Here is a 26,719-nt window from a genome sequence, read left to right as displayed (position 1 = left end):
CACTTTTTTCATACCGATCCGGTAGCCAATTTTCGAGGAAAACCCAATGAGCGTTCGCGTCGGGATTGTCATGGACCCTATCGCCAGCATTTCCTATAAAAAGGATAGCTCGCTGGCCATGCTGCTGGCGGCGCAAAAGCGCGGCTGGGAACTGTTCTATATGGAACAGAAAGACCTTTATCAGGGTGAAGGCCAGGCACGGGCGCGGATGAATCCGCTGAAAGTCTTCGCCAACCCGGAAAAATGGTTCGAACTGGGGGCCGAACAGGATTCGCTGCTGAGCGACCTGAACGTGATCCTGATGCGCAAGGATCCGCCGTTCGACATGGAGTTCGTCTACTCCACCTACCTGCTCGAACAGGCCGAAGCCGCCGGGGTGCTGGTGGTCAACAAGCCGCAGAGCCTGCGCGACTGCAACGAAAAACTGTTCGCCACCCTGTTCCCGCAGTGCACGCCGCCGACCGTGGTCAGCCGCCGCGCCGACGTGCTGCGTGAATTCGCCGCCAAACATGGCGACGTGATCCTCAAGCCGCTGGACGGCATGGGCGGCACCTCGATCTTCCGTCACCGCGCCGGCGACCCGAACCTGTCGGTTATCCTGGAAACCCTGACCGCAATCGGCGCCCAGCAGATCATGGGCCAGGCCTACCTGCCGGCGATCAAGGACGGTGACAAGCGCATCCTGATGATCGACGGCGAGCCGGTGGATTACTGCCTGGCGCGGATTCCGGCCCAGGGCGAAACCCGTGGCAACCTCGCGGCTGGCGGTCGTGGCGAAGCCCGTCCGCTGACCGACAAGGATCGCTGGATCGCCGCTCAGGTCGGCCCGACCTTGCGCGCGAAGGGCCTGCTGTTCGTCGGCCTGGACGTGATCGGCGAGCACCTGACCGAAATCAACGTCACCAGCCCGACCTGCATCCGCGAAATCGACAATGCCTTCGGCACCGACATCGGCGGGATGCTGATGGATGCGATCGAAGGCAAGCTGCAAGCGTCGAGCCGCAAGCCGCAAGCTTAAAGCCAGTGGTGTGCAGCTTGTCGCTTGAGACTTCAAGCTTGCAGCTAAAAACCAACATTGCGTTATCATGCCGAGCCCGTAAAAACGCGATGTTGGTTTTTCTCGAATGACACTTCCGTCCGATCTGCCCGCTGAACTCGCCCATAAAGGCGTGCGCCCGGTCGATCGCCTCGGATTTACCCTGTTTCTCGCGGCGCTGATCCATTTGGCGCTGCTGCTCGGCGTGGGTTTCACCATGGTCGAGCCCAAGCAGATCAGCAAAACCCTGGAAATCACCCTCGCTACCTTCAAGAGCGAAAAGAAGCCGGCGAAGGCCGATTTCCTCGCCCAGGAAAACCAGGAAGGCAGCGGCACCCTCGACAAGAAGGCGATCCCCAAGACCACCGAGGTCGCGCCGTTTCAGGCAAACGAAGTCAAGAAAGTCACCCCGCCACCGGCCGCCAAGCCGGAGGTGCAGGAAGCCGCGCCCAAGGCGGCCGTGACCACCGTCGCGCCGAAACCGAAAAAGGCGCCGACCAAGAAAGAAGAAGCCAGGACCGAGACCAAACCGACGGTCGACGCCCCGACCTTCGACAGTTCGCAGCTCTCCAGCGACATCGCCAGCCTTGAAGCCGAACTGGCCAACGAACAACAGCTGTACGCCAAGCGCCCGCGTATCCACCGCCTCAGCGCCGCCTCGACCATGCGCGACAAGGGCGCCTGGTACAAGGACGAGTGGCGCAAGAAGGTCGAGCGCATCGGCAACCTCAATTACCCCGACGAAGCCCGGCGCAAGCAGATCTACGGCAATCTGCGCCTGATGGTGTCGATCAACCGCGACGGCTCGCTGTATGAAGTGCTGGTGCTGGAGTCTTCCGGCCAGCCACTGCTGGATCAGGCGGCGCAGCGGATCGTGCGTCTGGCGGCACCGTTTGCACCGTTTACCGGGGACCTGTCGGACATCGACCGTCTGGAAATCATCCGCACCTGGAAATTCGCCCGGGGCGACCGGTTGTCCAGTAACTGAGTCGATCTTTTGCCCGCTCCAGCTTGTCAGTTCGCCCCCCGAACGCCACACTAGCGCACATGAAAAACGTCAGCCCCAGCTACCTCAAGCATCACTTCCTGATCGCCATGCCACACATGGCCGACCCGAACTTTGCCCACACCTTGACCTACATCGTCGAGCACACGGCCAATGGCGCCATGGGGCTGGTGGTCAACCGACCGCAAGAGCTGAATCTGGCCGACATCCTCGAACAACTGCGCCCGGACATCGATCCGCCGGCGCTGTGCCAGCATGTGCCGATCTTCATCGGCGGCCCGGTGCAGACCGATCGCGGTTTTGTCCTGCACCCGGCGGGCAAGACGTTCCAGGCTACCGTTGAGCTGGAGGGCGATCTGGCCCTGTCCACCTCGCAGGATGTGCTGTTCGCCATCGCCGACGGCGTGGGCCCGGCCAAAAGCGTCATCACCCTCGGTTATGCCGGTTGGGAAGCCGGTCAGCTGGAGGCCGAACTGGCCGACAACGCCTGGCTGACCTGCCCGTACGACGCCGACATCCTGTTCAACACCAGCAGTGAACTGCGCCTGGAAGCGGCGGCCAAGCACCTGGGAATCAACCTCAGCCTGCTGACCAGCCAGGCAGGACACGCCTGATGGCCCTGCGCCTGATCCTCGGCTTCGACTACGGCACCAAACAGATCGGCGTGGCGGTCGGCCAGGTGATTACCGGCCAGGCCCGCGAACTGTGCACCTTGAAGGCGCAAAACGGTGTGCCGGACTGGAATCAGGTCGAAGCCCTGATAAAGGAATGGAAGCCCGACGCCGTGGTGGTCGGCCTGCCGCTGAACATGGACGGTACGCCCAGCGAGATGTGCGCCCGCGCCGAGAAATTCGCCCGCCGCCTCAACGGCCGCTTCAACCTGCCTTTCTATACCCACGACGAACGCCTGACGACCTTCGAAGCCAAGGGCGAGCGACTGGTGCGCGGTGGGCAGAAAGGCAGCTACCGCGACAACCCGGTGGACGCCATCGCCGCCGCCCTGCTGCTGCAAGGCTGGCTCGACGAAAACACCGCACTATTTGAATCCTGACAAGCGCTACGGCGCTTTTCTTTTGGTTACAACCCGAGCTCCGGTTCGCGAGAACCGGCTCGACCCCAAGAAGGAGCAACCATGAGCCTGCCCAATCCTGCCGATCTGATCAGCCAGATGGCGACCCGCCTCAAGGCGCACCTTGCCCAGCGTGATATCAGCGAACCGCGTTACATCGGCATCCGCACCGGCGGCGTCTGGGTCGCCCAGGCCCTGCTCAAAGAGCTGGGCAGCGACGCGCCATTGGGCACGCTGGATGTTTCCTTCTACCGCGACGACTTCAGCCAGAACGGCCTGCACCCGCAGGTGCGCCCGTCCGCCCTGCCCTTCGAAATCGAAGGCCAGCATCTGGTGCTGATCGACGACGTACTGATGAGCGGCCGGACCATCCGCGCCGCCATGAACGAACTGTTCGACTACGGCCGCCCGGCCAGCGTGACGCTGGTCTGCCTGCTGGACCTGGACGCCGGCGAATTGCCGATCCGCCCGAACGTGGTCGGCGCGACCCTGTCGCTGGCCGCCCACGAGCGGGTCAAGCTGTCCGGGCCGGAGCTGGCCCTCGAACTGCAAGACCTTGCCCTTTAATCCGCCCTATTGAGAGTCCCCCTCGCGATGACGCCTCTAGATACCAAGCGCCCGCTGCAGCTCAATGATCAGGGCCAGCTGCGCCACTTCCTCTCGCTCGACGGCCTGCGCCGCGAGTTGCTGACGGAAATCCTCGACACCGCCGACTCGTTCCTCGAAGTCGGCGCCCGGGCCGTGAAGAAGGTCCCGTTGCTGCGCGGCAAGACCGTGTGCAACGTGTTCTTCGAAAACTCGACCCGCACCCGCACCACCTTCGAACTGGCGGCCCAGCGGCTGTCGGCGGACGTGATCACCCTGAACGTGTCGACCTCGTCGGCCAGCAAGGGTGAAACCCTGCTCGACACCCTGCGCAATCTGGAAGCCATGGCCGCCGACATGTTCGTCGTGCGCCATGGCGACTCGGGCGCGGCGCACTTCATCGCCGAGCATGTCTGCCCGCAAGTGGCGATCATCAACGGCGGCGACGGCCGGCACGCGCACCCGACCCAGGGCATGCTCGACATGCTGACCATCCGCCGCCACAAGGGCGGTTTCGAGAACCTCTCGGTGGCCATCGTCGGCGACATCCTGCACTCGCGGGTGGCGCGCTCGAACATGCTCGCCCTGAAGACCCTCGGCTGCCCGGACATCCGCGTGATCGCGCCGAAGACCCTGCTGCCGATCGGCATCGAGCAATACGGCGTGAAGGTCTACACCGACATGACCGAAGGCCTGAAAGACGTCGACGTGGTGATCATGCTGCGCCTGCAGCGTGAGCGCATGACCGGCGGCCTGCTGCCGAGCGAAGGCGAGTTCTACCGCCTGTTCGGCCTGACCACCGCGCGCCTGGCCGGCGCCAAGCCCGATTGCATCGTCATGCACCCGGGGCCGATCAACCGTGGTGTGGAAATCGAGTCGGCGGTGGCCGACGGCCCGCACTCGGTGATTCTCAATCAAGTCACCTACGGCATCGCGATCCGTATGGCCGTGCTGTCGATGGCCATGAGCGGGCAAACGGCGCAACGTCAATTCGAGCAGGAGAACGCCCAGTGAAGCTCAGCATTCTCGGCGCCCGCGTCATCGATCCAAGCAGCGGCCTGGATCAAATCACCGATATTCACGTTGAAGCCTGCAAGATCGTCGCCCTCGGCGCTGCACCGGCCGGCTTCACCGCCGTCGAAACCATCGACGCCCAAGGCCTTGTCGCCGCTCCAGGCCTCGTAGACCTGAACGTCGCCCTGCGCGAGCCGGGCTACAGCCGCAAAGGCACCATCGCCAGCGAAACCCGCGCGGCTGCAGCCGGCGGCGTGACCAGCCTGTGCTGCCCGCCGAAAACCAAACCGGTGCTCGACACCTCCGCCGTGGCCGAACTGATCCTCGACCGCGCCCGCGAGGCCGGCAACACCAAGGTGTTCCCGATCGGCGCGCTGAGCAAAGGTCTGGATGGCGAGCAGCTTGCAGAACTCGTTGCCCTGCGCGACGCCGGTTGCGTGGCGTTCGGCAACGGCCTGGAAAGCTTCCGCAACACCCGCACCCTGTGCCGGGCGCTGGATTACGCGGCAACGTTCGACCTGACGGTGATTTTCAACTCGCAGGATCACGACCTGGCTGACGGCGGCCTGGCCCACGAAGGCGCCACCGCCAGCTTCCTCGGCCTGCCGGGCATTCCGGAAACCGCTGAAACCGTGGCGCTGGCCCGGGATCTGCTGCTGGTCGAGCAGACCGGCGTGCGCGCGCACTTCAGCCAGCTGACCAGTGCTCGCGGCGTGGCCCTGATCGCTCAGGCCCAGGCCCGTGGTTTGAAAGTCACGGCGGATGTCGCCCTGTATCAATTGATCCTGACGGACGAAGCGCTGATCGACTTCAGCAGCCTGTATCACGTGCAACCGCCGCTGCGCACCCGCGTCGACCGCGACGGTCTGCGTGAGGCGGTGAAGTCCGGCGTTGTCTCGGCGATTTCCAGCCATCACCAGCCTCACGAGCGCGATGCCAAACTGGCACCGTTCGGCGCGACCGAGCCGGGCATCAGCAGCATCGAACTGCTGCTGCCGCTGGCGATGACGCTGGTGGAGGACGGTCTGCTGGACCTGCCGACCCTGCTGGCCCGCCTGAGCGCCGGCCCGGCCGAGGCCCTGCGCCTGCCGGCGGGCAAACTGGCAGTGGGCGGCGCGGCGGATATCGTGCTGTTCGATCCGAAGGCCTCGACCGTTGCCGGCGAAACCTGGCTGTCGAAGGGCGAGAACTGCCCGTTCCTCGGCCATAGCCTGCCGGGTGTGGTGCGTTACACGCTGGTGGATGGCCGGATCAGCCACCAGGCGTAACAAAAATGGCGAGGGAGCCAGCTCCCTCGCCATCACTTACTGAAAGGCACCCCGCCCTTCGGCGTTACGCACCGACACCTGATCGTTCAGCGTCCAGAAGTCATACAGCACCCCCAGAAAGAACAACCCGCCGGTCAGCAGGTACAGCAAACCTGTGATCCACTTGCCCTGATACATCCGGTGCACGCCGAACGCGCCGAGGAAGGTCAGCAGAATCCACGCCACGTTGTATTCAATAGGGCCCGCCACGAAACGCAGGTCGGCTTCTCGATCCATCGCAGGGATCAGGAACACGTCGATCAGCCAGCCGATCCCCAGCAATCCGAAGGTGAAAAACCAAATCGTGCCGGTCACCGGCTTGCCGTAATAGAAGCGGTGTGAGCCTGTGAAACCGAAAATCCACAACAGGTAGCCGATCACCTTGCTATGGGTGTCTTTTTCCTTCACACGGGGCAGCTGATAGCCGTTCATTAAGACCTCGATTCACGCGATAGATAAATATTCTTTAATTCTTTGTGACTTTTTTACAGGTAGCCGACGTATGGCAAATGCTACCGTGTGTCCCGTCAAAGCCTTATAGCACCGGACTTCTGTCCGACAATTGCGTCTTTTTGCCGCTTATTTGGTTCCGTTGGCACCCGATTGAATCGACCAACGGCCTCGGAAGTGACAAAAAAGCTGTTATAAAGTTGCGCGCTAACACACCAAGAGCCCTGCCTAATGCGTCCATTTTTCAAGACATGGCTAACCATTTGCCTATTAATGCCACTGGCCGCCCACGCCACCAATCGTGAGCAACGTCTTCCAAACGTTAACGGCTTCACCCCTAAATCCCATGCCTCTGCTCCTTCGAACAAAGGCAAACAGGTCAAACACACCACGCTGAGCAGCAACGGCCGCAGCAAGCTGGTGCCACCGATGGCGACCAAGGAAAGCAGTAACGTCCTCAGTCGCGCGGTAAACGTCCTCGGTACGCCATACCGTTGGGGCGGCAGCAGCCCGAGTAAAGGCTTCGACTGCAGCGGTCTGGTGAAATACGCGTTCAACGACGCCACGTTCGACCTGCCACGCACCTCGAACGCCATGGCCAGCGGTCACGGCGAGAAAGTCGAACGCAAGGATCTGAAGCCGGGCGACCTGATTTTCTTCAACATCAAGAGCCGTCGGGTCAATCACGTTGCCATCTACCTGGGCAACGATCGTTTCATCCATGCGCCACGGCGCGGCAAGTCGGTGAGCATCGACACACTGAACAAGCCGTACTGGGAAAAGCATTACGTGGTGGCCAAACGCGTATTGCCGAAAGAAGAGGGGCAGATGCGCGTCGTTCAGCGCTGATTGTTCAGGTACAAAAAAACGCAGCCCAAGGGCTGCGTTTTTTTTGCCTAAAAGTTATCCGGCGTGCGCGCCTTCTCCCGCGCATGTTCGCGGCTGATCAAGCCTTTGGTCACCAGATCCTTCAGGCACATGTCGAGTGTCTGCATCCCCAGCGACCCGCCGGTCTGGATCGCCGAATACATCTGCGCCACCTTGTCCTCGCGGATCAGGTTACGGATTGCCGACGTCCCCAGCATGATCTCGTGCGCCGCCACCCGGCCACCGCCGATCTTCTTGATCAGCGTCTGCGAGACTACCGCCAGCAACGACTCCGACAGCATCGAGCGCACCATGGATTTTTCGTCCCCGGGGAACACATCCACCACCCGGTCGATGGTCTTGGCTGCCGACGTGGTGTGCAAGGTACCGAACACCAAGTGCCCGGTCTCGGCCGCGGTCAGCGCCAGGCGGATGGTTTCCAGATCACGCATCTCGCCCACCAGGATCACGTCCGGGTCTTCGCGTAGCGCTGAACGCAATGCGGTGGCGAAACTGCGGGTATCGCGATGGACTTCGCGCTGATTGATCAGGCATTTGCGCGATTCGTGGACGAATTCGATCGGATCTTCGATGGTCAGGATGTGGTGATGACGATGGGTGTTGAGGTAATCGATCATTGCCGCCAGGGTCGTGGACTTGCCGGAGCCGGTCGGCCCGGTAACCAGTACCAGCCCGCGCGGCGCATCGGTGATCTTGCGAAAGACGTCACCCATGGCCAGGTCTTCCATGGTCAGCACTTTTGACGGGATGGTCCGGAACACCGCCCCGGCGCCCCGGTTCTGGTTGAAGGCATTGACCCGAAAGCGCGCCACGCCGGGGACTTCGAAGGAAAAGTCGGTCTCCAGATGTTTCTCGAAGTCCACCCGCTGGGTGTCGTTCATGATGTCGTAGATCAGCTCGTGCACCTGTTTGTGATCCAGCGCCGGCAGATTGATCCGCCGTACATCGCCATCCACGCGGATCATCGGCGGCAGACCGGCCGACAGGTGCAGGTCGGAAGCGCCCTGTTTGGCGCTGAAGGCCAGCAGTTCAGTGATATCCATAGCGTCCCTCAATTCCAGTAGAATGCCGCGAACCTTCAGACCGCTGGCGCCTCTTGATGTCCACGATAGCAGACAACATCCAACTGGTTAGTTCGCGAATCCAGGCAGCCGTCAAAGCCGCCGGACGCGATGAAAACAGCGTCCAGCTGCTGGCCGTGAGCAAGACCAAACCGGCACAAGCCCTGCGCGAAGCGTATGCCGCCGGCCTGCGCGACTTCGGCGAGAACTACCTGCAAGAAGCCTTGGGCAAACAGCTCGAGCTGGCCGACCTGCCCTTGATCTGGCACTTCATCGGCCCCATTCAGTCGAACAAGACCCGCTCGATTGCCGAGCATTTCGCCTGGGTGCACTCCGTGGATCGTCTGAAAATCGCCCAACGCCTGTCCGAACAACGCCCGGCGGATCTGCCGCCACTGAACATCTGCATTCAGGTCAACGTCAGCGGTGAGGCCAGCAAGTCCGGCTGCACGCCGCAAGACCTGCCGGCGCTGGCCCAGGCCATCAGCGCCCTGCCACGCCTGAAGCTGCGCGGGTTGATGGCGATTCCCGAACCGACTGAAGATCGCGCCGAGCAGGATGCTGCATTCGCCGCCGTTCAGAAGTTGCAGGCCAGCCTCGATCTGCCGCTCGACACACTTTCCATGGGCATGAGCCACGACCTCGAGTCGGCCATTGCCCAGGGCGCGACCTGGGTCCGTATCGGTACGGCCCTGTTCGGCGCCCGCGACTACTCCCAATCTTGAACATTTCCAGATAAGGACCTGACATGAGCAACACGCGTATTGCCTTTATCGGTGCCGGCAACATGGCCGCCAGCCTGATCGGCGGCCTGCGGGCCAAGGGTCTGGAAGCTGCACACATTCGCGCCAGCGATCCGGGTGAAGAAACCCGCGCCAAAGTCAGCGCCGAACACGGCATCGAAACCTTCGCCGACAACGCCCAGGCCATCGACGGCGCCGACGTTGTCGTGCTGGCAGTCAAGCCACAGGCCATGAAAGCCGTGTGCGAAGCGATTCGCCCGAGCCTGAAACCGAATCAACTGGTGGTCTCCATCGCCGCCGGCATCACCTGCGCCAGCATGACCGCATGGCTTGGCGAGCAACCGATCGTGCGCTGCATGCCGAACACCCCGGCGCTGCTGCGTCAGGGCGTTAGCGGTTTGTACGCTACCGGCGAAGTGAGTGCCGAACAACGCCAGCAGGCTGAAGAACTGCTGTCCGCCGTGGGCATTGCCCTGTGGCTGAACGAAGAGCAGCAACTGGACGCCGTCACCGCCGTCTCCGGTTCCGGCCCGGCGTACTTCTTCCTGCTGATCGAAGCCATGACCGCCGCCGGCGTCAAACTCGGCCTGCCGAAGGAAACCGCCGAGCAGCTGACCTTGCAGACCGCGCTGGGAGCCGCGCACATGGCGGTGTCCAGCGACGTCGACGCTGCCGAACTGCGCCGCCGCGTGACCTCGCCGGCCGGCACCACGGAAGCCGCGATCAAATCGTTCCAGGCCAGCGGCTTCGAAGCCCTGGTGGAAAAAGCACTCGGCGCCGCCGCGCACCGCTCGGCCGAAATGGCCGAACAACTGGGCAAATAAGGAGCCTTACATGATTGGATTGAACACCGCAGCGGTCTACGTGCTGCAAACCCTCGGCAGCCTGTACCTGCTGATCGTGCTGCTGCGCTTCGTCCTGCAACTGGTGCGGGCGAACTTCTACAACCCGCTGTGCCAGTTCGTGGTCAAGGCCACCCAGCCGCTGCTCAAGCCACTGCGCCGGATCATCCCGAGCCTGTTCGGCCTCGACATGTCATCGCTGGTGCTGGCGATCCTCGTGCAACTGGCGCTGATGGCGCTGACCCTGCTGCTGACCTACGGCACCACCGGCAACCCGCTGCAACTGCTGATCTGGTCGCTGATCGGCGTGACGGCGCTGTTCCTGAAAATTTTCTTCTGGGCCATGATCATCAGCATCATCCTGTCCTGGGTCGCACCGGGCAGCCACAATCCGGGCGCCGAACTGGTGAACCAGATCTGCGAACCGGCCCTGGCGCCGTTCCGCCGCATCCTGCCGAACCTCGGTGGTCTGGACCTGTCGCCGATCTTCGCCTTCCTCGTGCTGAAGCTGATCGACATGCTGGTGATCAACAACCTCGCGGCGATGACGATGATGCCGGAAATCCTGCGCCTGCTGATGTGAGCTGGTTTCGCTGGGACGGTGACGACCTGATTCTGGAATGTCACCTGCAACCGGCCGCCCGCAGCGATGATTTCTGCGGGCTGCACGGTGATCGCCTGAAGATCCGCCTGACCGCCCCGCCGGTCGAGGGCAAGGCCAATGCGTACCTGATGGGGTTTCTGGCCAAGGCTTTTGGGGTTTCCAAAAGCCAGGTCAGTTTGCTCAGCGGCGAGTTGAACCGGCAGAAGCGGGTGAAGATCTGCTCGCCGAAGAAGTTGCCGGATCTGCCCGGACTAGTCAGCTGATCGTTCCCACGCTCTGCGTGGGAATGCATCCCGGGACGCTCCGCGTTCCCCGCCGAAGCGGACGCGGAGCGTCCAATGAGGCGTTCCCACGCGGAGCGTGGGAACGAGCGCAAATCAGGCCTGATCGTTGCTTGCCGCTAACCCCACCGGTCTTTAGACTTACGCCTCATTTCAACGAGAGCAGGGTCGATGCCAGCTGCCTTTCCCCCCGATTCTGTTGGTCTGGTGACGCCGCAAACGGCGCACTTCAGCGAACCGCTGGCCCTGGCCTGCGGCCGTTCGCTGGCCGATTATGACCTGATCTACGAAACCTACGGCACGCTGAACGCGCAAGCGAGCAACGCCGTGCTGATCTGCCACGCCTTGTCCGGCCACCACCACGCTGCGGGTTATCACAGCGTCGACGACCGCAAGCCCGGTTGGTGGGACAGCTGCATCGGCCCCGGCAAACCGATCGACACCAACAAGTTCTTCGTGGTCAGCCTGAACAACCTCGGCGGTTGCAACGGCTCCACCGGCCCGAGCAGCCTCAACCCGGAAACCGGCAAGCCGTTCGGCGCCGACTTCCCGGTGCTGACCGTGGAAGACTGGGTGCACAGCCAGGCACGTCTGGCCGACCTGCTCGGCATCAGCCAGTGGGCCGCAGTGATCGGCGGCAGCCTCGGCGGCATGCAGGCGCTGCAATGGACCATCACGTATCCGGATCGCGTGCGCCACTGCCTGGCCATCGCCTCGGCCCCGAAGCTGTCGGCGCAGAACATCGCCTTCAACGAAGTGGCGCGCCAGGCGATCCTCACCGACCCGGAATTCCACGGCGGCTCGTTCCAGGAACAGGGCGTGATCCCCAAACGCGGCCTGATGCTGGCGCGGATGGTCGGGCACATCACCTACCTGTCCGACGACTCCATGGGCGAGAAATTCGGCCGTGGCCTGAAGAGCGAAAAGCTCAACTATGACTTCCACAGCGTCGAGTTCCAGGTCGAAAGCTACCTGCGTTATCAGGGCGAAGAGTTCTCCGGGCGCTTCGATGCCAACACTTATCTGTTGATGACCAAGGCGCTGGACTACTTCGATCCGGCAGCGAACTTCAACGATAACCTGGCGAAAACCTTCGAAGGTGCGAAAGCCAAGTTCTGCGTGATGTCGTTTACCACCGACTGGCGCTTCTCCCCGGCCCGTTCGCGGGAACTGGTGGATGCGCTGATGGCTGCGCGCAAGGACGTCAGCTACCTGGAAATCGACGCGCCGCAGGGCCACGACGCCTTCCTGATTCCGATCCCGCGTTATTTGCAGGCGTTCGGCAATTACATGAACCGCATTACGTTGTGAGAAAGCCATGAGAGCTGATCTGGAAATCATCCAGGAATGGATCCCCGCCGGCAGCCGCGTGCTCGACCTCGGCTGCGGTGACGGCGAGTTGCTGACCTGGCTGCGCGACCACAAGCAGGTCACCGGCTACGGCTTGGAAAACGACGCCGACAACATCGCGCAGTGCGTGGCCAAGGGCGTCAACGTCATCGAGCAGGATCTGGACAAGGGCCTGGGCAACTTCGCCAGCAACAGCTTCGACATCGTGGTGATGACCCAGGCCCTGCAAGCCGTGCACTACCCGGACAAGATCCTCGACGAAATGCTGCGGGTCGGTCGCCAGTGCATCATCACCTTCCCGAATTTCGGTCACTGGCGCTGCCGCTGGTACCTGGCGAGCAAGGGCCGGATGCCGGTGTCGGAATTTCTGCCGTACACCTGGTACAACACGCCGAACATTCACTTCTGCACCTTCGAAGACTTTGAAGAACTTTGTCGCGAACGTGAGGCAAAGGTCATTGATCGGCTTGCCGTGGATCAACAGCACCGCCACGGGTGGGCCAGTAAGCTATGGCCTAATCTGTTAGGTGAGATCGGTATCTACCGCGTCAGCAGCCCGGGGCTTGCGGATCACAGAATCGCGGTCTGAACCACGACATTGCGAGGAGAACGAACATGGGACGCTTGATTACCGCGCTATTGGCCGCCTTCCTGAGCCTGTCGGCCGTGGCCGCCGATGCCATCAAGGGCGAACGCAAGGAAGTGTTCGGTGATGTCACCGTGCATTACAACACCTTCAACTCGACCTTCCTGACGCCGGACATCGCCAAGGCAGCCGAGCTGATCCGCAGCAAGAACCAGGGCGTGATCAATGTCTCGGTAATCAAGGACGGCAAACCGCTGATCGCCCAGGTCACCGGCACCGTCAAAGACCTGACCAGCCAGAGCGTGCCGCTGACCTTCCGCCAGATCACCGAACAAGGCGCGATCTACTACATCGCCCAATACCCGGTGGAGCAGCAGGAAACCCGCACCTTTGAAATCAAGGTGCAGACCGGCGACAAGATCAACACCCTCAATTTCAACCAAGAGCTTTTCCCTGGCCAATGATCAATCTCAAGCAACTCGTACTGGCCAGCCATAACGCCGGCAAACTCAAGGAACTCCAGGCCATGCTCGGCGATTCGGTGCAACTGCGCTCGATCGGCGAATTCAGCAGTGTGGAGCCGGAAGAAACCGGCCTGTCGTTCGTCGAGAACGCGATCCTCAAGGCGCGCAATGCCGCTCGCATCTCCGGGCTGCCGGCGCTGGCCGACGATTCGGGCCTGGCGGTCGATTTCCTCGGCGGTGCGCCGGGCATCTACTCGGCGCGCTACGCCGACGGCAAGGGTGACGCGGCGAACAACGCCAAACTGCTCGACGCCTTGAAGGACGTGCCGGAAGCCGAGCGTGGCGCGCAGTTCGTCTGCGTGCTGGCGCTGGTGCGTCATGCCGACGATCCGCTGCCGATCCTCTGCGAAGGTCTGTGGCACGGGCGCATCCTGACCGCCGCCAGCGGTGAGCACGGTTTCGGCTACGACCCGCTGTTCTGGGTACCGGAGCGTAACGTGTCCAGCGCCGAGCTGAGCCCGAGCGACAAGAACCAGATCAGCCACCGCGCCCGTGCAATGGATCTGCTGCGCCAGCGTCTGGGCTTGAAATGACCGATAGCTCCTGCGCGTCGTCGCTGATTATCGGCGGCGCCGCCTCCTCGCCTCGGGCACCGTTACCGACGCTGCCGCCCCTGGCGCTGTACATCCACATCCCGTGGTGTGTGCGCAAATGCCCCTATTGCGACTTCAACTCCCACACCGCCAGCCCGGTGCTGCCGGAGCAGGAGTACGTCGACGCGATGCTGGCAGACCTCGATCAGGATCTGCACGCGGTGTATGGCCGTGAGTTGAGTTCGATCTTCTTTGGCGGCGGCACGCCGAGCCTGTTCAGCGCCGAAGCCCTTGGTCGACTGCTGGAAGGCGTGAAACAACGCATTCCGTTTGCCGACGATATCGAAATCACCCTGGAAGCCAACCCCGGGACCTTCGAGCAAGAAAAGTTCGTCGCCTACCGCAAACTGGGGATCAATCGCCTGTCGATCGGCATCCAGAGCTTCCAGCAGGAAAAGCTCAAGGCTCTCGGCCGTATCCACAATGGCGATGAAGCCGTGCGGGCGGCAGGCATGGCGCGTCAGGCCGGGTTCGATAACTTCAACCTCGACTTGATGCACGGCTTGCCGGACCAGTCGCTGGAAGATGCCCTGAGCGATCTGCGCCAGGCGATCGAGCTGAAGCCGACGCACATTTCCTGGTATCAGCTGACACTGGAGCCGAACACCGTGTTCTGGAACCAGCCGCCGGTGCTGCCGGAAGACGACACGCTGTGGGACATTCAAGAGGCCGGACAGGCGCTGCTGGCCGAGCACGGTTACGCGCAGTACGAAGTTTCGGCCTACGCGCAACCCGGTCGCCCGGCGCGGCATAACCTCAATTACTGGAGCTTCGGCGACTTCATCGGCATCGGCGCCGGCGCCCACGGCAAGCTCAGCCATCCGGACGGGCGCATCGTGCGCACCTGGAAGACGCGCCTGCCGAAGGACTACCTCAACCCGGCCAAAAGCTTCCAGGCCGGCGAGAAAGCCCTGACCAACGACGAGATGCCGTTCGAATTCCTGATGAACGCCCTGCGCCTGACCGCCGGCGTCGAATCGCGCCTGTACCCGGAGCGCACCGGCCTGCCGCTGGAGAGCCTCGACGAACACCGGCGCGAGGCCGAACAAAGCGGTCTGTTGCAGGTCGAACCGTCACGTCTGGCGGCCACCGAGCGCGGACAACTGTTCCTCAACGACTTGCTGCAGAAATTTCTGAGCTGACCGCTCTTAAGGAAACCGCATGGATTTGATACTCGACCTGCTCGCCACCGTGTCCCGCTGGAGTCGCAGCAACCTCTCGGAAATCGCTCTGGCCCTGGTGGGTTGCCTGCTGGTGCTGTTCGGCGCTGACTTCAAAGGCTGGGTCGAGCAACGCCTGGGCAGCATCGCCGGCGCTCTGCGCGTGCCGCTGATGGCCCTGCTCTGCCTGATCGGCAGCGGCGCAGCACTGATCTACGCGACGCCGTGGGTAGTGAAGGGGCTGAGCCAGTTCAACAACTACAGCCTGGCGCCAGTGTTGTTGGTGGTGCTGGTGTTGATTGGCGTGGTCGCCGACCGCCGCTGATCTCCACGTGCTCGTCCCCACGCTCCGCGTGGGAATGCAGCCCGGGACGCTCTGCGTCCCTGAAGCGGACGCGGAGCGTCCATTGAGGCATTCCCACGCAGACGGTTCGACGTGGGAACGATCACTGCGCAGTACTTACGACTGTTTTTCGAACTTCAGATCCCACACGCCATGCCCAAGACGTTCGCCGCGGCGTTCGAACTTGGTGATCGGGCGTTCGGCCGGACGCGGTACGCACTTGCCGTCTTCGGCGAGGTTGCGATAACCCGGGGCGACGTTCATCACTTCCAGCATGTATTCGGCGTACGGCTCCCAGTCGGTGGCCATGTGCAGAATGCCGCCGACTTTCAGCTTGCTGCGCACCAGTTCAGCGAAGGACGCCTGAACGATGCGGCGCTTGTGGTGGCGGCTCTTGTGCCACGGATCCGGGAAGAACAGCATCAGGCGATCGAGGCTGTTGCCGGCGATGCAGCGGTTGAGCACTTCGATCGCGTCGCAGTCGTAGACCCGCAGGTTGGTCAGGCCCTGAGTCAGCACGCCGTTGAGCAGCGCGCCGACACCCGGACGGTGAACTTCGACACCGATGAAATCCTGTTCCGGCGCAGCGGCGGCCATTTCCAGCAGCGAGTGGCCCATGCCGAAACCGATCTCCAGCGAACGCGGCGCGGAGCGGCCGAACACCTGGTCGTAATCCACCGGCGCATCGGCCAGCGGCAGCACGAACTTCGGCGCGCCCTGATCCAGGCCGCGCTGCTGGCCTTCGGTCATGCGCCCGGCGCGCATCACGAAACTCTTGATGCGGCGGTGTTGGCGCTCGTCGCCTTCTTCCGTCTGGATTGGCGTGTCGTTCGATTCAGTCATCAATAGCTCTTACTTGATCAGACCATCCAGCGGCGAAGAGGCGCTGGCATAGAGTTTTTTCGGCATGCGGCCGGCGAGGTAGGCCAGGCGGCCCGCGACGATCGCGTGTTTCATGGCTTCGGCCATCATGATCGGCTGCTGGGCGTGGGCGATGGCCGAGTTCATCAGCACGGCGTCACAGCCCAGTTCCATCGAGATGGTGGCGTCGGAAGCGGTGCCGACACCGGCATCCACCAGCACCGGGATCTTGGCTTCTTCGAGGATGATCTGCAGGTTGTACGGATTGCAGATCCCCAGGCCCGAACCGATCAGACCGGCCAGCGGCATGACCGCGATGCAGCCGATTTCCGCCAGTTGCCGGGCGATGATCGGGTCATCACTGGTGTAAACCATCACGTCGAAGCCTCCCTTGACCAGCACTTCGGCGGCCTTGAGGGTTTCGATCACGTTGGGGAACAGGGTTTTCTGGTCGGCCAGCACTTCCAGCTTCACCAGATTGTGGCCGTCGAGCAGCTCACGGGCCAGGCGGCAGGTGCGCACGGCTTCGACCGCGTCGTAGCAACCGGCGGTGTTCGGCAGGAAGGTGTAGCGATCCGGCGACAGCACTTCGAGCAGGTTCGGCTCGCCTTCGATCTGGCCCAGATTGGTGCGGCGCACGGCGAAGGTGACGATCTCGGCACCCGAGGCTTCGATGGCCAGGCGGGTTTCTTCCATGTCACGGTACTTGCCGGTACCGACCAGCAAACGCGACTGGTAAGTACGACCGGCCAGAACGAAAGGCTTGTCGCTACGAACGATGCTCATGGGGAATCCTCTGTTGGGGTGAGGGTCTTGCAGAATTCTCGGCCCATGCAGGCCTGGCGATCAGCCGCCGCCGATCGCGTGCACGACTTCGACATTGTCGCCGTCGTTCAAAGTGGTGTCGGCATGCTGGCTGCGCGGGACGATATCCAGATTGAGTTCGACCGCGACGCGGCGTCCGGTCAGATCCAGACGCGTCAGCAGGGCCGCAACGGTTTCACCGTCGGGCAGTTCAAAGGATTCACCGTTCAACTGAATGCGCATGCGCAACGCCGCCATCACTTTTTAGGGGGTGGCATTCTAGCCCGATCATGACCTAAAGGTCAGCACCAAGCGTCAAGCGGTTGGGTGCAGGCGCCAGGCGGTGAGTCCGAGGCACAGCCAGCCGATCAGGAACGCCAGGCCGCCGAACGGGGTGATGATGCCGAGTTTGCCGATGCCGAGGGTGGTCAGCAGGTACAGACTGCCGGAGAACAGCAGAATACCGACGGTGAACGAGATGCCGGCCCAGGCGACCAGACGCCCCTGAAGCTGCGTCGCCAGCAGCGCCACGCCGAACAGCGCCAGCGCGTGCACCAGTTGATAGGTGACGCCGGTGTGGAAGATCGCCAGATACTCCGGGGTCAGGCGGTTTTTCAGGCCATGGGCGGCGAATGCGCCGAGGCCGACGCCGGTAAAACCAAAGAAGGCGGCCAGCATCAGAAAGCTACGCAGCATGTAGAACTCCAGTCAGACTCGATCGGCAGGGTCTGTATAATGGCCCGCTCAACCGGTTCGGCCAAGCCATCTCTATGCTGCGTTTATTTCTCCGTCGTTTCACGAAGGCCCTGCTCTGGTTCGCGGGCGGCAGCGTATTGCTGGTGTTGGTGTTTCGCTTTGTGCCGCCACCGTTCACGGCGCTGATGGTCGAGCGCAAGATCGAATCCTGGGTCGACGGCGAGCCGATCGATCTGCAACGCACCTGGAAACCGTGGGACGAGATCTCCGATGACCTGAAGGTCGCGGTGATTGCCGGCGAAGACCAGAAATTCCCCGAGCACTGGGGTTTTGACCTGAGTGCGATCAAGGCCGCACTGGCCCACAACGAACTCGGCGGTTCGATTCGCGGCGCCAGCACCTTGAGCCAGCAAGTGTCGAAGAACCTGTTCTTGTGGTCCGGTCGCAGTTATCTGCGCAAGGGCCTCGAGGCGTGGTTTACTGCACTGATCGAAGTGTTCTGGCCCAAGCAGCGGATTCTTGAGGTGTACCTGAACAGCGTCGAGTGGGATGACGGCGTGTTTGGTGCCGAAGCGGCGGCAAGGCATCACTTTGGCGTAGGCGCCAGGTCGCTGTCCCGGCAACAGGCGAGCTATCTGGCGGCTGTGCTGCCGAATCCGCGGGTCTGGAGCGCCAGTCATCCGACCGCTTATGTGTCGCGTCGGGCCGGCTGGATTCGCCAGCAAATGAGCCAGCTGGGTGGCGACAGCTATTTGTTGACACTCAATGATTCGCGCCGCGCGCCCTGGGCCCAATGACTGCCTGACAGGCAAACAAAAACGCCCCGATCATCACTGATCGGGGCGTTTTTTATTGCCAGACTGCCGGTTATGCGGCAATCGACAACTTGAGCTTGTTCATCGCGCTCTTCTCGAGCTGACGGATCCGCTCGGCCGATACGTTGTACTTCTGCGCCAGGTCGTGCAGCGTCGCTTTCTCTTCTGCCAGCCAGCGCTGGTAGAGGATGTCGCGACTGCGTTCGTCCAGCACTTCCAGCGCTTCGTGCAGGTTGTGATTGGAGTTGTCACTCCAGTCGGCATCTTCCAGTTGACGAGCCGGGTCGTACCGGTGGTCTTCCAGGTAGTTGGCCGGCGACTGGAAAGCACTGTCGTCGTCCGCTTCCGCAGCCGGGTCGAAGGCCATGTCATGGCCGGTCAGGCGACTTTCCATCTCACGCACTTCACGCGGCTCGACGCCGAGGCTTTCCGCCACACGGTGGACTTCCTCGTTGTTCAGCCAGGCCAGACGTTTCTTCTGGCTGCGCAGGTTGAAGAACAGCTTGCGCTGGGCCTTGGTGGTCGCGACCTTCACGATCCGCCAGTTGCGCAGGATGAACTCGTGAATCTCGGCCTTGATCCAGTGCACCGCAAAGGACACCAGACGCACGCCCATTTCCGGGTTGAAACGCTTCACGGCCTTCATCAGGCCGACGTTACCTTCCTGGATCAGGTCAGCCTGAGCCAGACCGTAGCCGGAATAGCTACGGGCGATGTGTACGACAAACCGCAGGTGGGCGAGCACCATCTGCCGAGCCGCCCCCAGATCCTGCTCATAGTAGAGACTCTCGGCCAGTTCACGCTCCTGCTCCGGCGTCAGCAATGGAATGCTGTTGACGGTGTGCACGTAGGCTTCCAGGTTTGCGCCTGGAACCAATGCATACGCAGGTTGCAAAGAATTGGACATACGGAAAAACCTCCGACTTACATACTCATGCTTTTCAGCATTGCGAAAAATTGACCGGAAACTCAAATGAAAGTTTCCTTAACCACTGAAAGGTCAATCACGCGCAAAAAAGATTCTACTTCGGCGCCAGCTCCCTGAGATGACGTGCGACTGCAATCCATGCACCGATATAACCCAACAGCACCGCGCCAAGCAAGAGCGACAGACCATCGGCAACTGGCACGCCGGCCAGTGCGAAATCACTGCCGTACAAGCCGGCCAGCCCGACCACCGCGTCGTTCAGCCAATTCAGGCCGAACGCCAAAACACCCCAGGACAGCAGACCCGCACCGAAGCCATACAGCGCGCCCATGTAAAGAAAGGGACGACGCACATAGCTGTCGGTGCCGCCGACGAGTTTAATCACTTCTATCTCGGTGCGGCGGTTTTCAATATGAAGACGAATGGTATTGCCTATCACCAAAAGTAATGCAGAAACCAGCAACACCGTCAGACCGAACACAAAACGGTCACCGAGCTTGAGGATGGCGGCCAGACGCTCGACCCAGACTAGATCAAGTTGCGCCTGTTGTACCTTGGGCAGCTCGGAAAGTTTTTGTCTTAATGCTTCCAGGGTCGACTTGTCGACCTCGTTCGGCGTCACCAGTACCACGCCCGGCAGCGGGTTTTCCGGCAGCTCGCGCAGGGCTTCGCCCAAGCCGGACTGCTGCTGGAACTCTTCCAGCGCCTGGTCGCGGCCGACATATTCAGCATCAGCTACGCCCGGCATGCCTTTGATCTGATCACGTAACGCTTCGCCCTGAGCCGGACTGGCCTCGAGCTCCAGGTACAGCGAGATCTGCGCCGCGCGCTGCCACGAGCCGCCCAGGCGCTCGACATTGTTCAGCAACAACGAAAGGCCCATCGGCAGACTCAGCGCAACTGCCATCACCATGCAGGTGAAGAAGCTGCCGATCGGCTGCTTGCCGAGACGGCGCAGGCTGTCGATCCAACTGGCGCGATGGCTTTCGATCCAGGCACGGAACAACGTGGCGAAGTCCGGGCCGTCGTCATCGTCGTGCTTTTTCTTCTTTGGCGGTTGCGGATCGGCGGCCTTCGGGGCCACGCGCTCGGAAACCTTCGGACTGCGTGTTGCACTCATACGCCGGCCTCCCCGTCGCCGATCAATCGGCCGCGTTGCAGGGTCAGCATGCGATGGCGCATACGCGCGATCAGCGCCAGGTCGTGACTGGCGATCAGCACGCTGGTGCCCAGACGGTTGATGTCTTCGAACACGCCCATGATCTCGGCCGCCAGACGCGGGTCGAGGTTACCGGTCGGTTCGTCCGCCAGCAGCAGGGCCGGACGGTGAACGATGGCCCGGGCAATGCCGACGCGCTGTTGCTGACCGGTGGACAGGTCGCCCGGATACAGCTCGGCCTTGTCCGACAGCGCCACGCGCTCCAGCGCCGAGTCGACGCGCTTGGCGATCTCGACCTTGGACAGCCCGAGAATCTGCAACGGCAGCGCGACGTTGTTGAACACCGTGCGATCGAACAACAGTTGATGGTTCTGGAACACCACCCCGATCTGCCGACGCAGGAACGGAATCTGCGCATTGCTGATGGTGCTCAGGTCCTGCCCGGCCAGCAGCAGTTTGCCGCTGGTCGGACGCTCCATCGCCAGCAACAGGCGCAACAACGTGGATTTACCGGCACCGGAGTGGCCGGTGACAAACAGGAACTCGCCGCGACGGACTCGAAAGCTCAGCTCATGCAAGCCGACGTGACCGTTCGGGTAGCGCTTACCGACCTGTTCGAAACGAATCATGAACGCTCCCGCTCGGCAAACAGTGCCTGGACAAAGGGTTCGGCTTCAAAGGTACGCAGATCGTCGATGCCTTCACCGACGCCGATGTAGCGGATCGGCAGGCCGAACTGCTTGGCCAGGGCGAAAATCACCCCGCCCTTGGCGGTGCCGTCGAGCTTGGTCAGCGCCAGGCCGGTCAGTTCGACGGTCTGGTTGAATTGCTTGGCCTGGTTGATGGCGTTCTGGCCGGTGCCGGCGTCGAGTACCAGCAGCACTTCGTGCGGCGCATCGGCGTCGAGCTTGCCGATCACCCGGCGAACCTTCTTCAGTTCTTCCATCAAATTGTCTTTGGTGTGCAGACGACCGGCGGTGTCGGCGATCAGCACGTCGATGCCACGGGCCTTGGCGGCCTGCACGGCGTCGAAGATCACTGAAGCCGAATCCGCGCCCGTGTGCTGGGCAATCACCGGAATCTTGTTGCGCTCGCCCCAGACCTGCAACTGCTCGACAGCCGCGGCACGGAAGGTGTCACCGGCGGCCAGCATGACTTTCTTGCCTTCCAGTTGCAGTTTCTTCGCCAGTTTGCCGATGGTGGTGGTCTTGCCGGCACCGTTGACGCCGACCACCAGAATTACGAACGGCTTGTTCTGGGAAGCAATCTTCAGCGGCTGCTCGACCGGTTTGAGCATTGCAGCCAGCTCGGCCTGCAGGGATTTGTACAGGGCGTCGGAATCGGCCAGCTCTTTACGTGCGACCTTCTGGGTCAGACGCTGAATGATCACCGAAGTCGCCTCGACACCGACGTCGGCCGTCAGCAGGCGGGTTTCGAGGTCGTCGAGCAGATCGTCATCGATGGCTTTCTTGCCGAGGAACAGGCTGGCCATGCCCTCGCCGATGCTGGCACTGGTCTTGGACAGGCCTTGCTTGAGACGGGCGAAGAAGCCGGCCTTGGTTTCTTCGGTGCGCGGGGCCTCGACCGGGGTTTCAACCTGGATTTCCACAGGAGCGACTGGCGCGACTGGCGCTACGGCGACCGGTGCAGGTGCAGGTGCAGGTGCAGGTGCAGGTGCAGGTGCAGGTGCAGGTGCAGGTGCAGGTGCAGGCTCGGGCGCTTCGACAATCGGAGCAACCGGAGCAGCAACCACAGGTTCTGGAATGACCGGAGCAGCTTCCACCACCGGCGCCTGAACAGGCTCGGGAGCGAACGCAACCGGCGCAGGAATCGGCGGCGTAACGTGCGGTGCAGCCTCTTCAACCAGCGCCACCGGCTCTTCCGCCACTGGCAAGCTCAGCCACGGTTCGCTGGCCGGGGTCAGCGGCAGTTCGGCGGCAGCCGGCGCTTCAGGCTCGGCCTCGGCCACCGGTTGCAGCACCGGCTCGGCGATCGGCAGCACAACCGGTGCCGGCGCTTCTTCTATTGCGGGAGCGGGCGCGGGGGCTGGCTCAGGAATGGCAGTCGGCTGTTCGACGACGGGTTCCTGCGGTTTCTTGCGCAGCCATCCGAACAGGCTTTTCTTCTCGCCAGCCGCAGCTGGGGTCTTCTTGTCGTCGTTGGAACCAAACATGGAGGACGGCTATCTCACGGTAGCGACGCGCCACAGGGGCGCCCCGGCAAATAAATATTCGATGCAGAACAGACTGTGTTTCACCCAGCTTGTTCACGCGCAACATTTTGTCGAGGCGCCAAAAGCACCTCAAAGGTCATTAAATACGAAGGACTGGAACGGCATCGTCGGCGAAAACGCAGAGTTTAGCTGAGAAACTCAAAGCTTCTGCCGGTAACCCGTACAACCTATAGACCGATCAGTGGCCTGATAGGCGTGGCCGCCAGTAAAACGGATCAGTATCCTAGCACCCTCTCGCCCGCCGACGCTAAGACCAAGCGGGCAGCCCAACAGGTTTAAAAACGAATGAATGCTCTAGCCCGCCGCGCCGCAGGCCTGCTGCTCAGCACAGTCTGCCTGCCCCTTTCGGCCCTGGCGGCCGACCCGCAACCGACCCACGAATTCACCCTCGACAACGGCTTGAAGGTCGTCGTGCGCGAAGACCATCGCGCGCCGGTGGTGGTGTCGCAGGTCTGGTACAAGGTCGGTTCCAGCTACGAAACCCCGGGCCAGACCGGTCTGTCCCACGCCCTCGAGCACATGATGTTCAAGGGCAGCGAGAAAGTCGGTCCCGGCGAAGCCTCGCTGATCCTGCGCGACCTCGGCGCCGAAGAGAACGCGTTCACCAGCGACGACTTCACTGCTTATTACCAGGTGCTGGCCCGCGACCGTCTGGGCGTGGCCTTCGAACTGGAAGCCGACCGCATGGCCAACCTGCGCCTGCCGGCTGACGAGTTCGCCAAGGAAATCGAAGTCATCAAGGAAGAGCGCCGTCTGCGCACCGACGACAAGCCGATGTCCAAGGCCTACGAGCGCTACAAGGCCATGGCCTACCCGGCCAGCGGATATCACACGCCGACCATCGGCTGGATGGCAGACCTCGAGCGGATGAAGGTCGAAGAACTGCGTCACTGGTATCAGTCCTGGTACGTGCCGAACAACGCCACGCTGGTGGTGGTCGGCGACGTGACTCCGGACGAGGTGAAGACCCTCGCCCAGCGCTACTTCGGGCCGATCCCGAAACGCGACGTGCCGCCGGCGAAAACGCCGCTGGAACTGGCCGAACCCGGCGAGCGCCAGATCACCCTGCACGTGCAGACCCAACTGCCGAGCCTGATGCTCGGCTTCAACGTCCCGAGTATCGCCACCGCCGAAGACAAACGTTCGGTCAACGCCTTGCGCCTGATTTCGGCATTGCTGGACGGCGGCTACAGCGGTCGCATCCCGACCCAACTGGAGCGCGGTGAAGAGCTGGTATCCGGCGGCTCGTCGAGCTACGACGCCTACACCCGCGGCGACAGCCTGTTCACCCTGTCGGCCACACCGAACACCCAGAAGAAAAAAACCATGGCCCAGGCGGAAGCCGGCTTGTGGAAACTGCTGGAACAGCTGAAAACCACCGCACCGTCCGCCGAAGAACTGGAGCGCGTGCGTGCGCAGGTCATCGCCGGTCTGGTCTTCGAGCGCGACTCGATCACCAGCCAGGCCACTGCCATCGGCCAGCTGGAGACCGTCGGTCTGTCGTGGAAACTGATGGACACCGAACTGGCCGATCTGGAAAGCGTCACCCCGCAAGACATCCAGAACGCCGCCAAGCTGTATTTCACCCGCGAACGTCTCAGCGTCGCCCACGTCCTGCCACTGGAGACGACTCATGAGTGAGCGCAAAACCCCACGCCTGCTGCTCGGCCTGATCGCCGTGGCCATCATCGGCTCCGCCGCGTTCTATCTGGTGCCGAGCGACAACACCAAGGCCAGCGAAGCGCTGGATAACGCCAAGTCCAGCCAGAAGCTGCAATCGCTGGCCGAACTCGACGGCAAGGCCCCGGCCAGTCGCAAGCTCGACGTGCAGACCTGGAACACCGCCGAAGGCGCCAAGGTGCTGTTCGTCGAAGCCCGCGAACTGCCGATGTTCGACATGCGCCTGATCTTCTCCGCCGGCAGCAGCCAGGACGGCAACGCGCCGGGGCTGGCCCTGCTGACCAACGCCATGCTCAACGAAGGTGTGGCGGGCAAGGATGTCGGCGCCATCGCCCAAGGTTTCGAAGGCCTGGGTGCTGATTTCGGCAACGGCGCCTATAAAGACATGGCCATCGCGTCGCTGCGCAGCCTCAGTGCTGCCGACAAACGCGAGCCAGCGCTGAAGCTGTTCTCGGAAGTGGTGGGTAAACCGACCTTCCCGGCCGACTCCTTCGCGCGCATAAAGAACCAGATGCTCGCCGGTTTCGAGTACCAGAAACAGAACCCCGGCAAGCTCGCCAGCCTGGAACTGATGAAGCGCCTGTACGGCGATCACCCGTACGCCCATTCCAGCGACGGCAACGCGCAAAGCGTGCCGAAGATCACGCTGGCGCAACTGCGTGAGTTCCACGCCAAGGCCTATGCGGCCGGCAACGTGGTGATCGCGCTGGTGGGCGATCTGTCCCGCAGTGAAGCCGAGGCGATTGCCAATCAGGTGTCCGCTGCGCTGCCAAAAGGCCCGGCGCTGGCGAAGATCGCCCAGCCGCAGGAACCGAAGGCCAGCGTCGGTCACATCGAGTTCCCGTCCAAGCAGACCAACCTGATGATCGCGCAACTGGGCATCGACCGTGATGACCCGGACTACGCCGCGCTATCGATGGGCAACCAGATCCTCGGCGGTGGCGGTTTCGGCACCCGGCTGATGAGCGAAGTCCGCGAGAAGCGCGGCTTGACCTACGGCGTGTATTCGGCCTTCAGCCCGATGCAGGCTCGCGGCCCGTTCATGATCAACCTGCAGACCCGCGCGGAAATGAGCGAAGGCACCCTGAAACTGGTGCAGGACGTGCTCGCCGACTACCTCAAGACCGGCCCGACCCAGAAAGAACTCGACGACGCCAAGCGCGAACTGGCCGGCAGCTTCCCGCTGTCCACCGCGAGCAATGCCGATATCGTCGGCCAGCTCGGCGCCATGGGTTTCTACAACCTGCCGCTGAGCTATCTCGATGACTTCATGCGTCAGTCCCAGAGCCTGACAGTCGAGCAGGTTCGCGACGTCCTGAACAAACACTTGAGCACGGACAAACTGGTCATCGTCAGCGCTGGCCCGACCGTGCCGCAAAAGCCGTTACCGGCCCCATCTGATAAACCTGCCGAGCAGCCGCTCGGGGTTCCGGAGCATTAATGGCCAGTCCAAAGAAACCTGTACAAAAACTGCACAAAGGTGTGAACCAGTTGCGCATCATCGGCGGCGAATGGCGCAGCCGAAAGCTGAGCTTTCCTGATGCGCCGGGTCTGCGCCCGACGCCAGACCGGGTGCGCGAAACCCTATTCAACTGGCTCGCACCCTACGTTGCCGGGGCCAAGGTGCTCGATCCGTTCGCCGGCAGCGGCGCGCTGTTTCTGGAAGCGCTGTCCCGTGGCGCGGCCATGGGTCAGGCGCTGGATGCCAGCCACGTCGCGGTCTCCAGCCTGAAAGAACACCTCGGCACGCTGCGCTGCACCAACGGTCACGTGCAGACCGCCGATGCGCTGCGCTACCTGGAAACCCAGACTGCGACCGCGTTCGACCTGGTGTTCCTCGACCCGCCGTTCAACCAGAACCTGCTGCCGACGGTGTGCACATTGCTGGAAGAGCGCCAATGGCTGGCCGACGATTCGTGGATCTACACTGAAAGCGAAACCACGCCATCGACCCTCGGCCTGCCGGGCAACTGGCGCCTGCACCGCGAGCAGAAATCCGGGCGGGTGTACTACGCGTTGTGGCAACGTATGGCAGTGATCGCCGGTTAACCGACCGGCCTGAAAAAGCGGCGAGTCTCAGCCGAGGCTCGCTGCGCTGCAT

At 62.3% G+C, this 26,719-nt stretch carries 32 protein-coding genes; 22 read left to right on the top strand and 10 right to left on the bottom strand.

Annotation, left to right across the window (positions count from 1 at the left end; translation table 11 throughout):
* The first annotated feature begins 46 nt into the window (after positions 1-46).
* The 7 genes from gshB (at position 47) to L6D82_RS05745 (ending at position 5,978) form a co-directional block, all read left to right on the top strand.
* Complete coding sequence (gene gshB, locus L6D82_RS05775) at positions 47-1,018, top strand: glutathione synthase (protein WP_236188317.1); 972 nt, start codon at positions 47-49, stop codon at positions 1,016-1,018.
* A gap of 106 nt (positions 1,019-1,124) precedes the next feature.
* Positions 1,125-2,024 carry an energy transducer TonB gene (locus L6D82_RS05770; protein ID WP_039767939.1) on the top strand — a complete coding sequence of 300 codons (900 nt, stop codon included), beginning with the start codon at positions 1,125-1,127 and terminating at the stop codon, positions 2,022-2,024.
* Between the two features lie 59 nt (positions 2,025-2,083).
* Complete coding sequence (locus tag L6D82_RS05765; protein WP_039767938.1) at positions 2,084-2,656, top strand: YqgE/AlgH family protein; 573 nt, start codon at positions 2,084-2,086, stop codon at positions 2,654-2,656.
* A complete protein-coding gene (gene ruvX / locus L6D82_RS05760) occupies positions 2,656-3,093 on the top strand; it encodes a Holliday junction resolvase RuvX (RefSeq protein WP_007953334.1) in 438 nt (145 codons plus the stop codon). The genes L6D82_RS05765 and ruvX overlap by 1 nt, the downstream gene beginning before the upstream one ends.
* An 81-nt stretch (positions 3,094-3,174) precedes the next feature.
* On the top strand, positions 3,175-3,678 hold the full coding sequence (pyrR, locus tag L6D82_RS05755; RefSeq protein ID WP_039767937.1) for a bifunctional pyr operon transcriptional regulator/uracil phosphoribosyltransferase PyrR: 504 nt from the start codon (positions 3,175-3,177) through the stop codon (positions 3,676-3,678).
* A 27-nt stretch (positions 3,679-3,705) separates the two neighbouring features.
* Positions 3,706-4,710 (top strand): aspartate carbamoyltransferase catalytic subunit, encoded by a 1,005-nt coding sequence (locus L6D82_RS05750; RefSeq protein ID WP_007913665.1) that lies wholly within the window; start codon positions 3,706-3,708, stop codon positions 4,708-4,710.
* Positions 4,707-5,978: a dihydroorotase gene (locus L6D82_RS05745; RefSeq protein WP_236188316.1), complete on the top strand. Its 1,272-nt coding sequence runs from the start codon at positions 4,707-4,709 to the stop codon at positions 5,976-5,978. Before L6D82_RS05750 ends, L6D82_RS05745 begins: the two co-directional genes overlap by 4 nt.
* 36 nt (positions 5,979-6,014) lie before the next feature.
* On the opposite strand, the gene L6D82_RS05740 is transcribed toward L6D82_RS05745, so the two are convergent.
* Positions 6,015-6,449: an NINE protein gene (locus L6D82_RS05740; RefSeq protein ID WP_102716719.1), complete on the bottom strand. Its 435-nt coding sequence runs from the start codon at positions 6,447-6,449 to the stop codon at positions 6,015-6,017.
* Between the two features lie 249 nt (positions 6,450-6,698).
* Between L6D82_RS05740 and L6D82_RS05735 the strand changes: the two genes are divergently transcribed.
* Entirely contained in the window at positions 6,699-7,316 is a 618-nt protein-coding gene (locus L6D82_RS05735; RefSeq protein ID WP_236188315.1) for a C40 family peptidase, read from the top strand.
* A 47-nt stretch (positions 7,317-7,363) separates the two neighbouring features.
* On the opposite strand, the gene L6D82_RS05730 is transcribed toward L6D82_RS05735, so the two are convergent.
* Positions 7,364-8,398 (bottom strand): type IV pilus twitching motility protein PilT, encoded by a 1,035-nt coding sequence (locus L6D82_RS05730; protein ID WP_039767934.1) that lies wholly within the window; start codon positions 8,396-8,398, stop codon positions 7,364-7,366.
* 56 nt (positions 8,399-8,454) lie between these two features.
* Here L6D82_RS05730 and L6D82_RS05725 point away from each other — a divergent pair, with 56 nt between their 5' ends.
* The 10 genes from L6D82_RS05725 (at position 8,455) to L6D82_RS05680 (ending at position 15,424) form a co-directional block, all read left to right on the top strand.
* Complete coding sequence (locus L6D82_RS05725; protein WP_236188314.1) at positions 8,455-9,141, top strand: YggS family pyridoxal phosphate-dependent enzyme; 687 nt, start codon at positions 8,455-8,457, stop codon at positions 9,139-9,141.
* Between the two features lie 23 nt (positions 9,142-9,164).
* Entirely contained in the window at positions 9,165-9,983 is an 819-nt protein-coding gene (gene proC, locus L6D82_RS05720; protein WP_236188313.1) for a pyrroline-5-carboxylate reductase, read from the top strand.
* A 10-nt stretch (positions 9,984-9,993) separates the two neighbouring features.
* Complete coding sequence (locus L6D82_RS05715) at positions 9,994-10,584, top strand: YggT family protein (RefSeq protein ID WP_011336374.1); 591 nt, start codon at positions 9,994-9,996, stop codon at positions 10,582-10,584.
* Positions 10,581-10,868: a DUF167 domain-containing protein gene (locus L6D82_RS05710; RefSeq protein ID WP_039767931.1), complete on the top strand. Its 288-nt coding sequence runs from the start codon at positions 10,581-10,583 to the stop codon at positions 10,866-10,868. The genes L6D82_RS05715 and L6D82_RS05710 overlap by 4 nt, the downstream gene beginning before the upstream one ends.
* A 189-nt stretch (positions 10,869-11,057) precedes the next feature.
* Positions 11,058-12,197 (top strand): homoserine O-succinyltransferase MetX, encoded by a 1,140-nt coding sequence (gene metX, locus L6D82_RS05705; RefSeq protein WP_085605883.1) that lies wholly within the window; start codon positions 11,058-11,060, stop codon positions 12,195-12,197.
* A 7-nt stretch (positions 12,198-12,204) separates the two neighbouring features.
* A complete protein-coding gene (metW, locus tag L6D82_RS05700) occupies positions 12,205-12,825 on the top strand; it encodes a methionine biosynthesis protein MetW (protein WP_007953362.1) in 621 nt (206 codons plus the stop codon).
* Positions 12,826-12,851: 26 nt separating this feature from the next.
* Positions 12,852-13,286: a DUF4426 domain-containing protein gene (locus L6D82_RS05695; RefSeq protein ID WP_134022580.1), complete on the top strand. Its 435-nt coding sequence runs from the start codon at positions 12,852-12,854 to the stop codon at positions 13,284-13,286.
* Complete coding sequence (gene rdgB / locus L6D82_RS05690; RefSeq protein WP_011336379.1) at positions 13,283-13,879, top strand: RdgB/HAM1 family non-canonical purine NTP pyrophosphatase; 597 nt, start codon at positions 13,283-13,285, stop codon at positions 13,877-13,879. Before L6D82_RS05695 ends, rdgB begins: the two co-directional genes overlap by 4 nt.
* Entirely contained in the window at positions 13,876-15,081 is a 1,206-nt protein-coding gene (hemW, locus tag L6D82_RS05685) for a radical SAM family heme chaperone HemW (RefSeq protein ID WP_102685780.1), read from the top strand. Before rdgB ends, hemW begins: the two co-directional genes overlap by 4 nt.
* A gap of 19 nt (positions 15,082-15,100) precedes the next feature.
* The gene (locus tag L6D82_RS05680; RefSeq protein ID WP_074690154.1) at positions 15,101-15,424 is read left to right on the top strand and encodes a DUF3392 domain-containing protein; all 324 of its coding nucleotides are present in this window, start codon (positions 15,101-15,103) and stop codon (positions 15,422-15,424) included.
* Positions 15,425-15,559: 135 nt separating this feature from the next.
* Here the strand turns inward: L6D82_RS05680 and trmB are convergent, their stop codons facing one another.
* From trmB to L6D82_RS05660, 4 genes are all read right to left on the bottom strand, one after another.
* Positions 15,560-16,285: a tRNA (guanosine(46)-N7)-methyltransferase TrmB gene (gene trmB / locus L6D82_RS05675; protein WP_236188310.1), complete on the bottom strand. Its 726-nt coding sequence runs from the start codon at positions 16,283-16,285 to the stop codon at positions 15,560-15,562.
* 9 nt (positions 16,286-16,294) lie between these two features.
* On the bottom strand, positions 16,295-17,089 hold the full coding sequence (locus L6D82_RS05670) for a thiazole synthase (RefSeq protein WP_236188304.1): 795 nt from the start codon (positions 17,087-17,089) through the stop codon (positions 16,295-16,297).
* 60 nt (positions 17,090-17,149) lie between these two features.
* Positions 17,150-17,350 carry a sulfur carrier protein ThiS gene (gene thiS / locus L6D82_RS05665; protein ID WP_007953386.1) on the bottom strand — a complete coding sequence of 67 codons (201 nt, stop codon included), beginning with the start codon at positions 17,348-17,350 and terminating at the stop codon, positions 17,150-17,152.
* A 72-nt stretch (positions 17,351-17,422) separates the two neighbouring features.
* Complete coding sequence (locus L6D82_RS05660; RefSeq protein ID WP_102685781.1) at positions 17,423-17,803, bottom strand: DUF423 domain-containing protein; 381 nt, start codon at positions 17,801-17,803, stop codon at positions 17,423-17,425.
* A 74-nt stretch (positions 17,804-17,877) separates the two neighbouring features.
* On the opposite strand from L6D82_RS05660, the gene mtgA reads away from it, so the two are divergent.
* Positions 17,878-18,600 (top strand): monofunctional biosynthetic peptidoglycan transglycosylase, encoded by a 723-nt coding sequence (mtgA, locus tag L6D82_RS05655; protein ID WP_085611980.1) that lies wholly within the window; start codon positions 17,878-17,880, stop codon positions 18,598-18,600.
* A 70-nt stretch (positions 18,601-18,670) separates the two neighbouring features.
* On the opposite strand, the gene rpoH is transcribed toward mtgA, so the two are convergent.
* The 4 genes from rpoH to ftsY all read right to left on the bottom strand — a co-directional run bounded on the left by rpoH (position 18,671) and on the right by ftsY (position 22,878).
* Positions 18,671-19,525 carry an RNA polymerase sigma factor RpoH gene (gene rpoH, locus L6D82_RS05650; protein WP_007953393.1) on the bottom strand — a complete coding sequence of 285 codons (855 nt, stop codon included), beginning with the start codon at positions 19,523-19,525 and terminating at the stop codon, positions 18,671-18,673.
* Positions 19,526-19,640: 115 nt separating this feature from the next.
* Positions 19,641-20,666 (bottom strand): permease-like cell division protein FtsX, encoded by a 1,026-nt coding sequence (gene ftsX, locus L6D82_RS05645; RefSeq protein WP_085746696.1) that lies wholly within the window; start codon positions 20,664-20,666, stop codon positions 19,641-19,643.
* Complete coding sequence (gene ftsE / locus L6D82_RS05640) at positions 20,663-21,334, bottom strand: cell division ATP-binding protein FtsE (RefSeq protein WP_007953396.1); 672 nt, start codon at positions 21,332-21,334, stop codon at positions 20,663-20,665. Before ftsE ends, ftsX begins: the two co-directional genes overlap by 4 nt.
* Positions 21,331-22,878 carry a signal recognition particle-docking protein FtsY gene (ftsY, locus tag L6D82_RS05635; RefSeq protein ID WP_236188302.1) on the bottom strand — a complete coding sequence of 516 codons (1,548 nt, stop codon included), beginning with the start codon at positions 22,876-22,878 and terminating at the stop codon, positions 21,331-21,333. The genes ftsE and ftsY overlap by 4 nt, the downstream gene beginning before the upstream one ends.
* A 345-nt stretch (positions 22,879-23,223) precedes the next feature.
* On the opposite strand from ftsY, the gene L6D82_RS05630 reads away from it, so the two are divergent.
* From L6D82_RS05630 to rsmD, 3 genes are read left to right on the top strand one after another with little or no spacing between them, the layout of a single operon-like run.
* Complete coding sequence (locus tag L6D82_RS05630; protein WP_102685784.1) at positions 23,224-24,579, top strand: M16 family metallopeptidase; 1,356 nt, start codon at positions 23,224-23,226, stop codon at positions 24,577-24,579.
* The gene (locus L6D82_RS05625; RefSeq protein ID WP_085746698.1) at positions 24,572-26,059 is read left to right on the top strand and encodes a M16 family metallopeptidase; all 1,488 of its coding nucleotides are present in this window, start codon (positions 24,572-24,574) and stop codon (positions 26,057-26,059) included. Before L6D82_RS05630 ends, L6D82_RS05625 begins: the two co-directional genes overlap by 8 nt.
* Positions 26,059-26,667 (top strand): 16S rRNA (guanine(966)-N(2))-methyltransferase RsmD, encoded by a 609-nt coding sequence (rsmD, locus tag L6D82_RS05620; protein WP_236188301.1) that lies wholly within the window; start codon positions 26,059-26,061, stop codon positions 26,665-26,667. Before L6D82_RS05625 ends, rsmD begins: the two co-directional genes overlap by 1 nt.
* Positions 26,668-26,719: the final 52 nt, after the last annotated feature.

It is taken from the genome of Pseudomonas paraglycinae (assembly GCF_021601625.1).
In the GTDB taxonomy this organism is placed as follows: Bacteria; Pseudomonadota; Gammaproteobacteria; order Pseudomonadales; family Pseudomonadaceae; genus Aquipseudomonas; species Aquipseudomonas paraglycinae.
The sequence above is the reverse complement of the archived record's forward strand: the minus strand, read 5'-3'. Positions and strand labels throughout refer to the sequence as shown.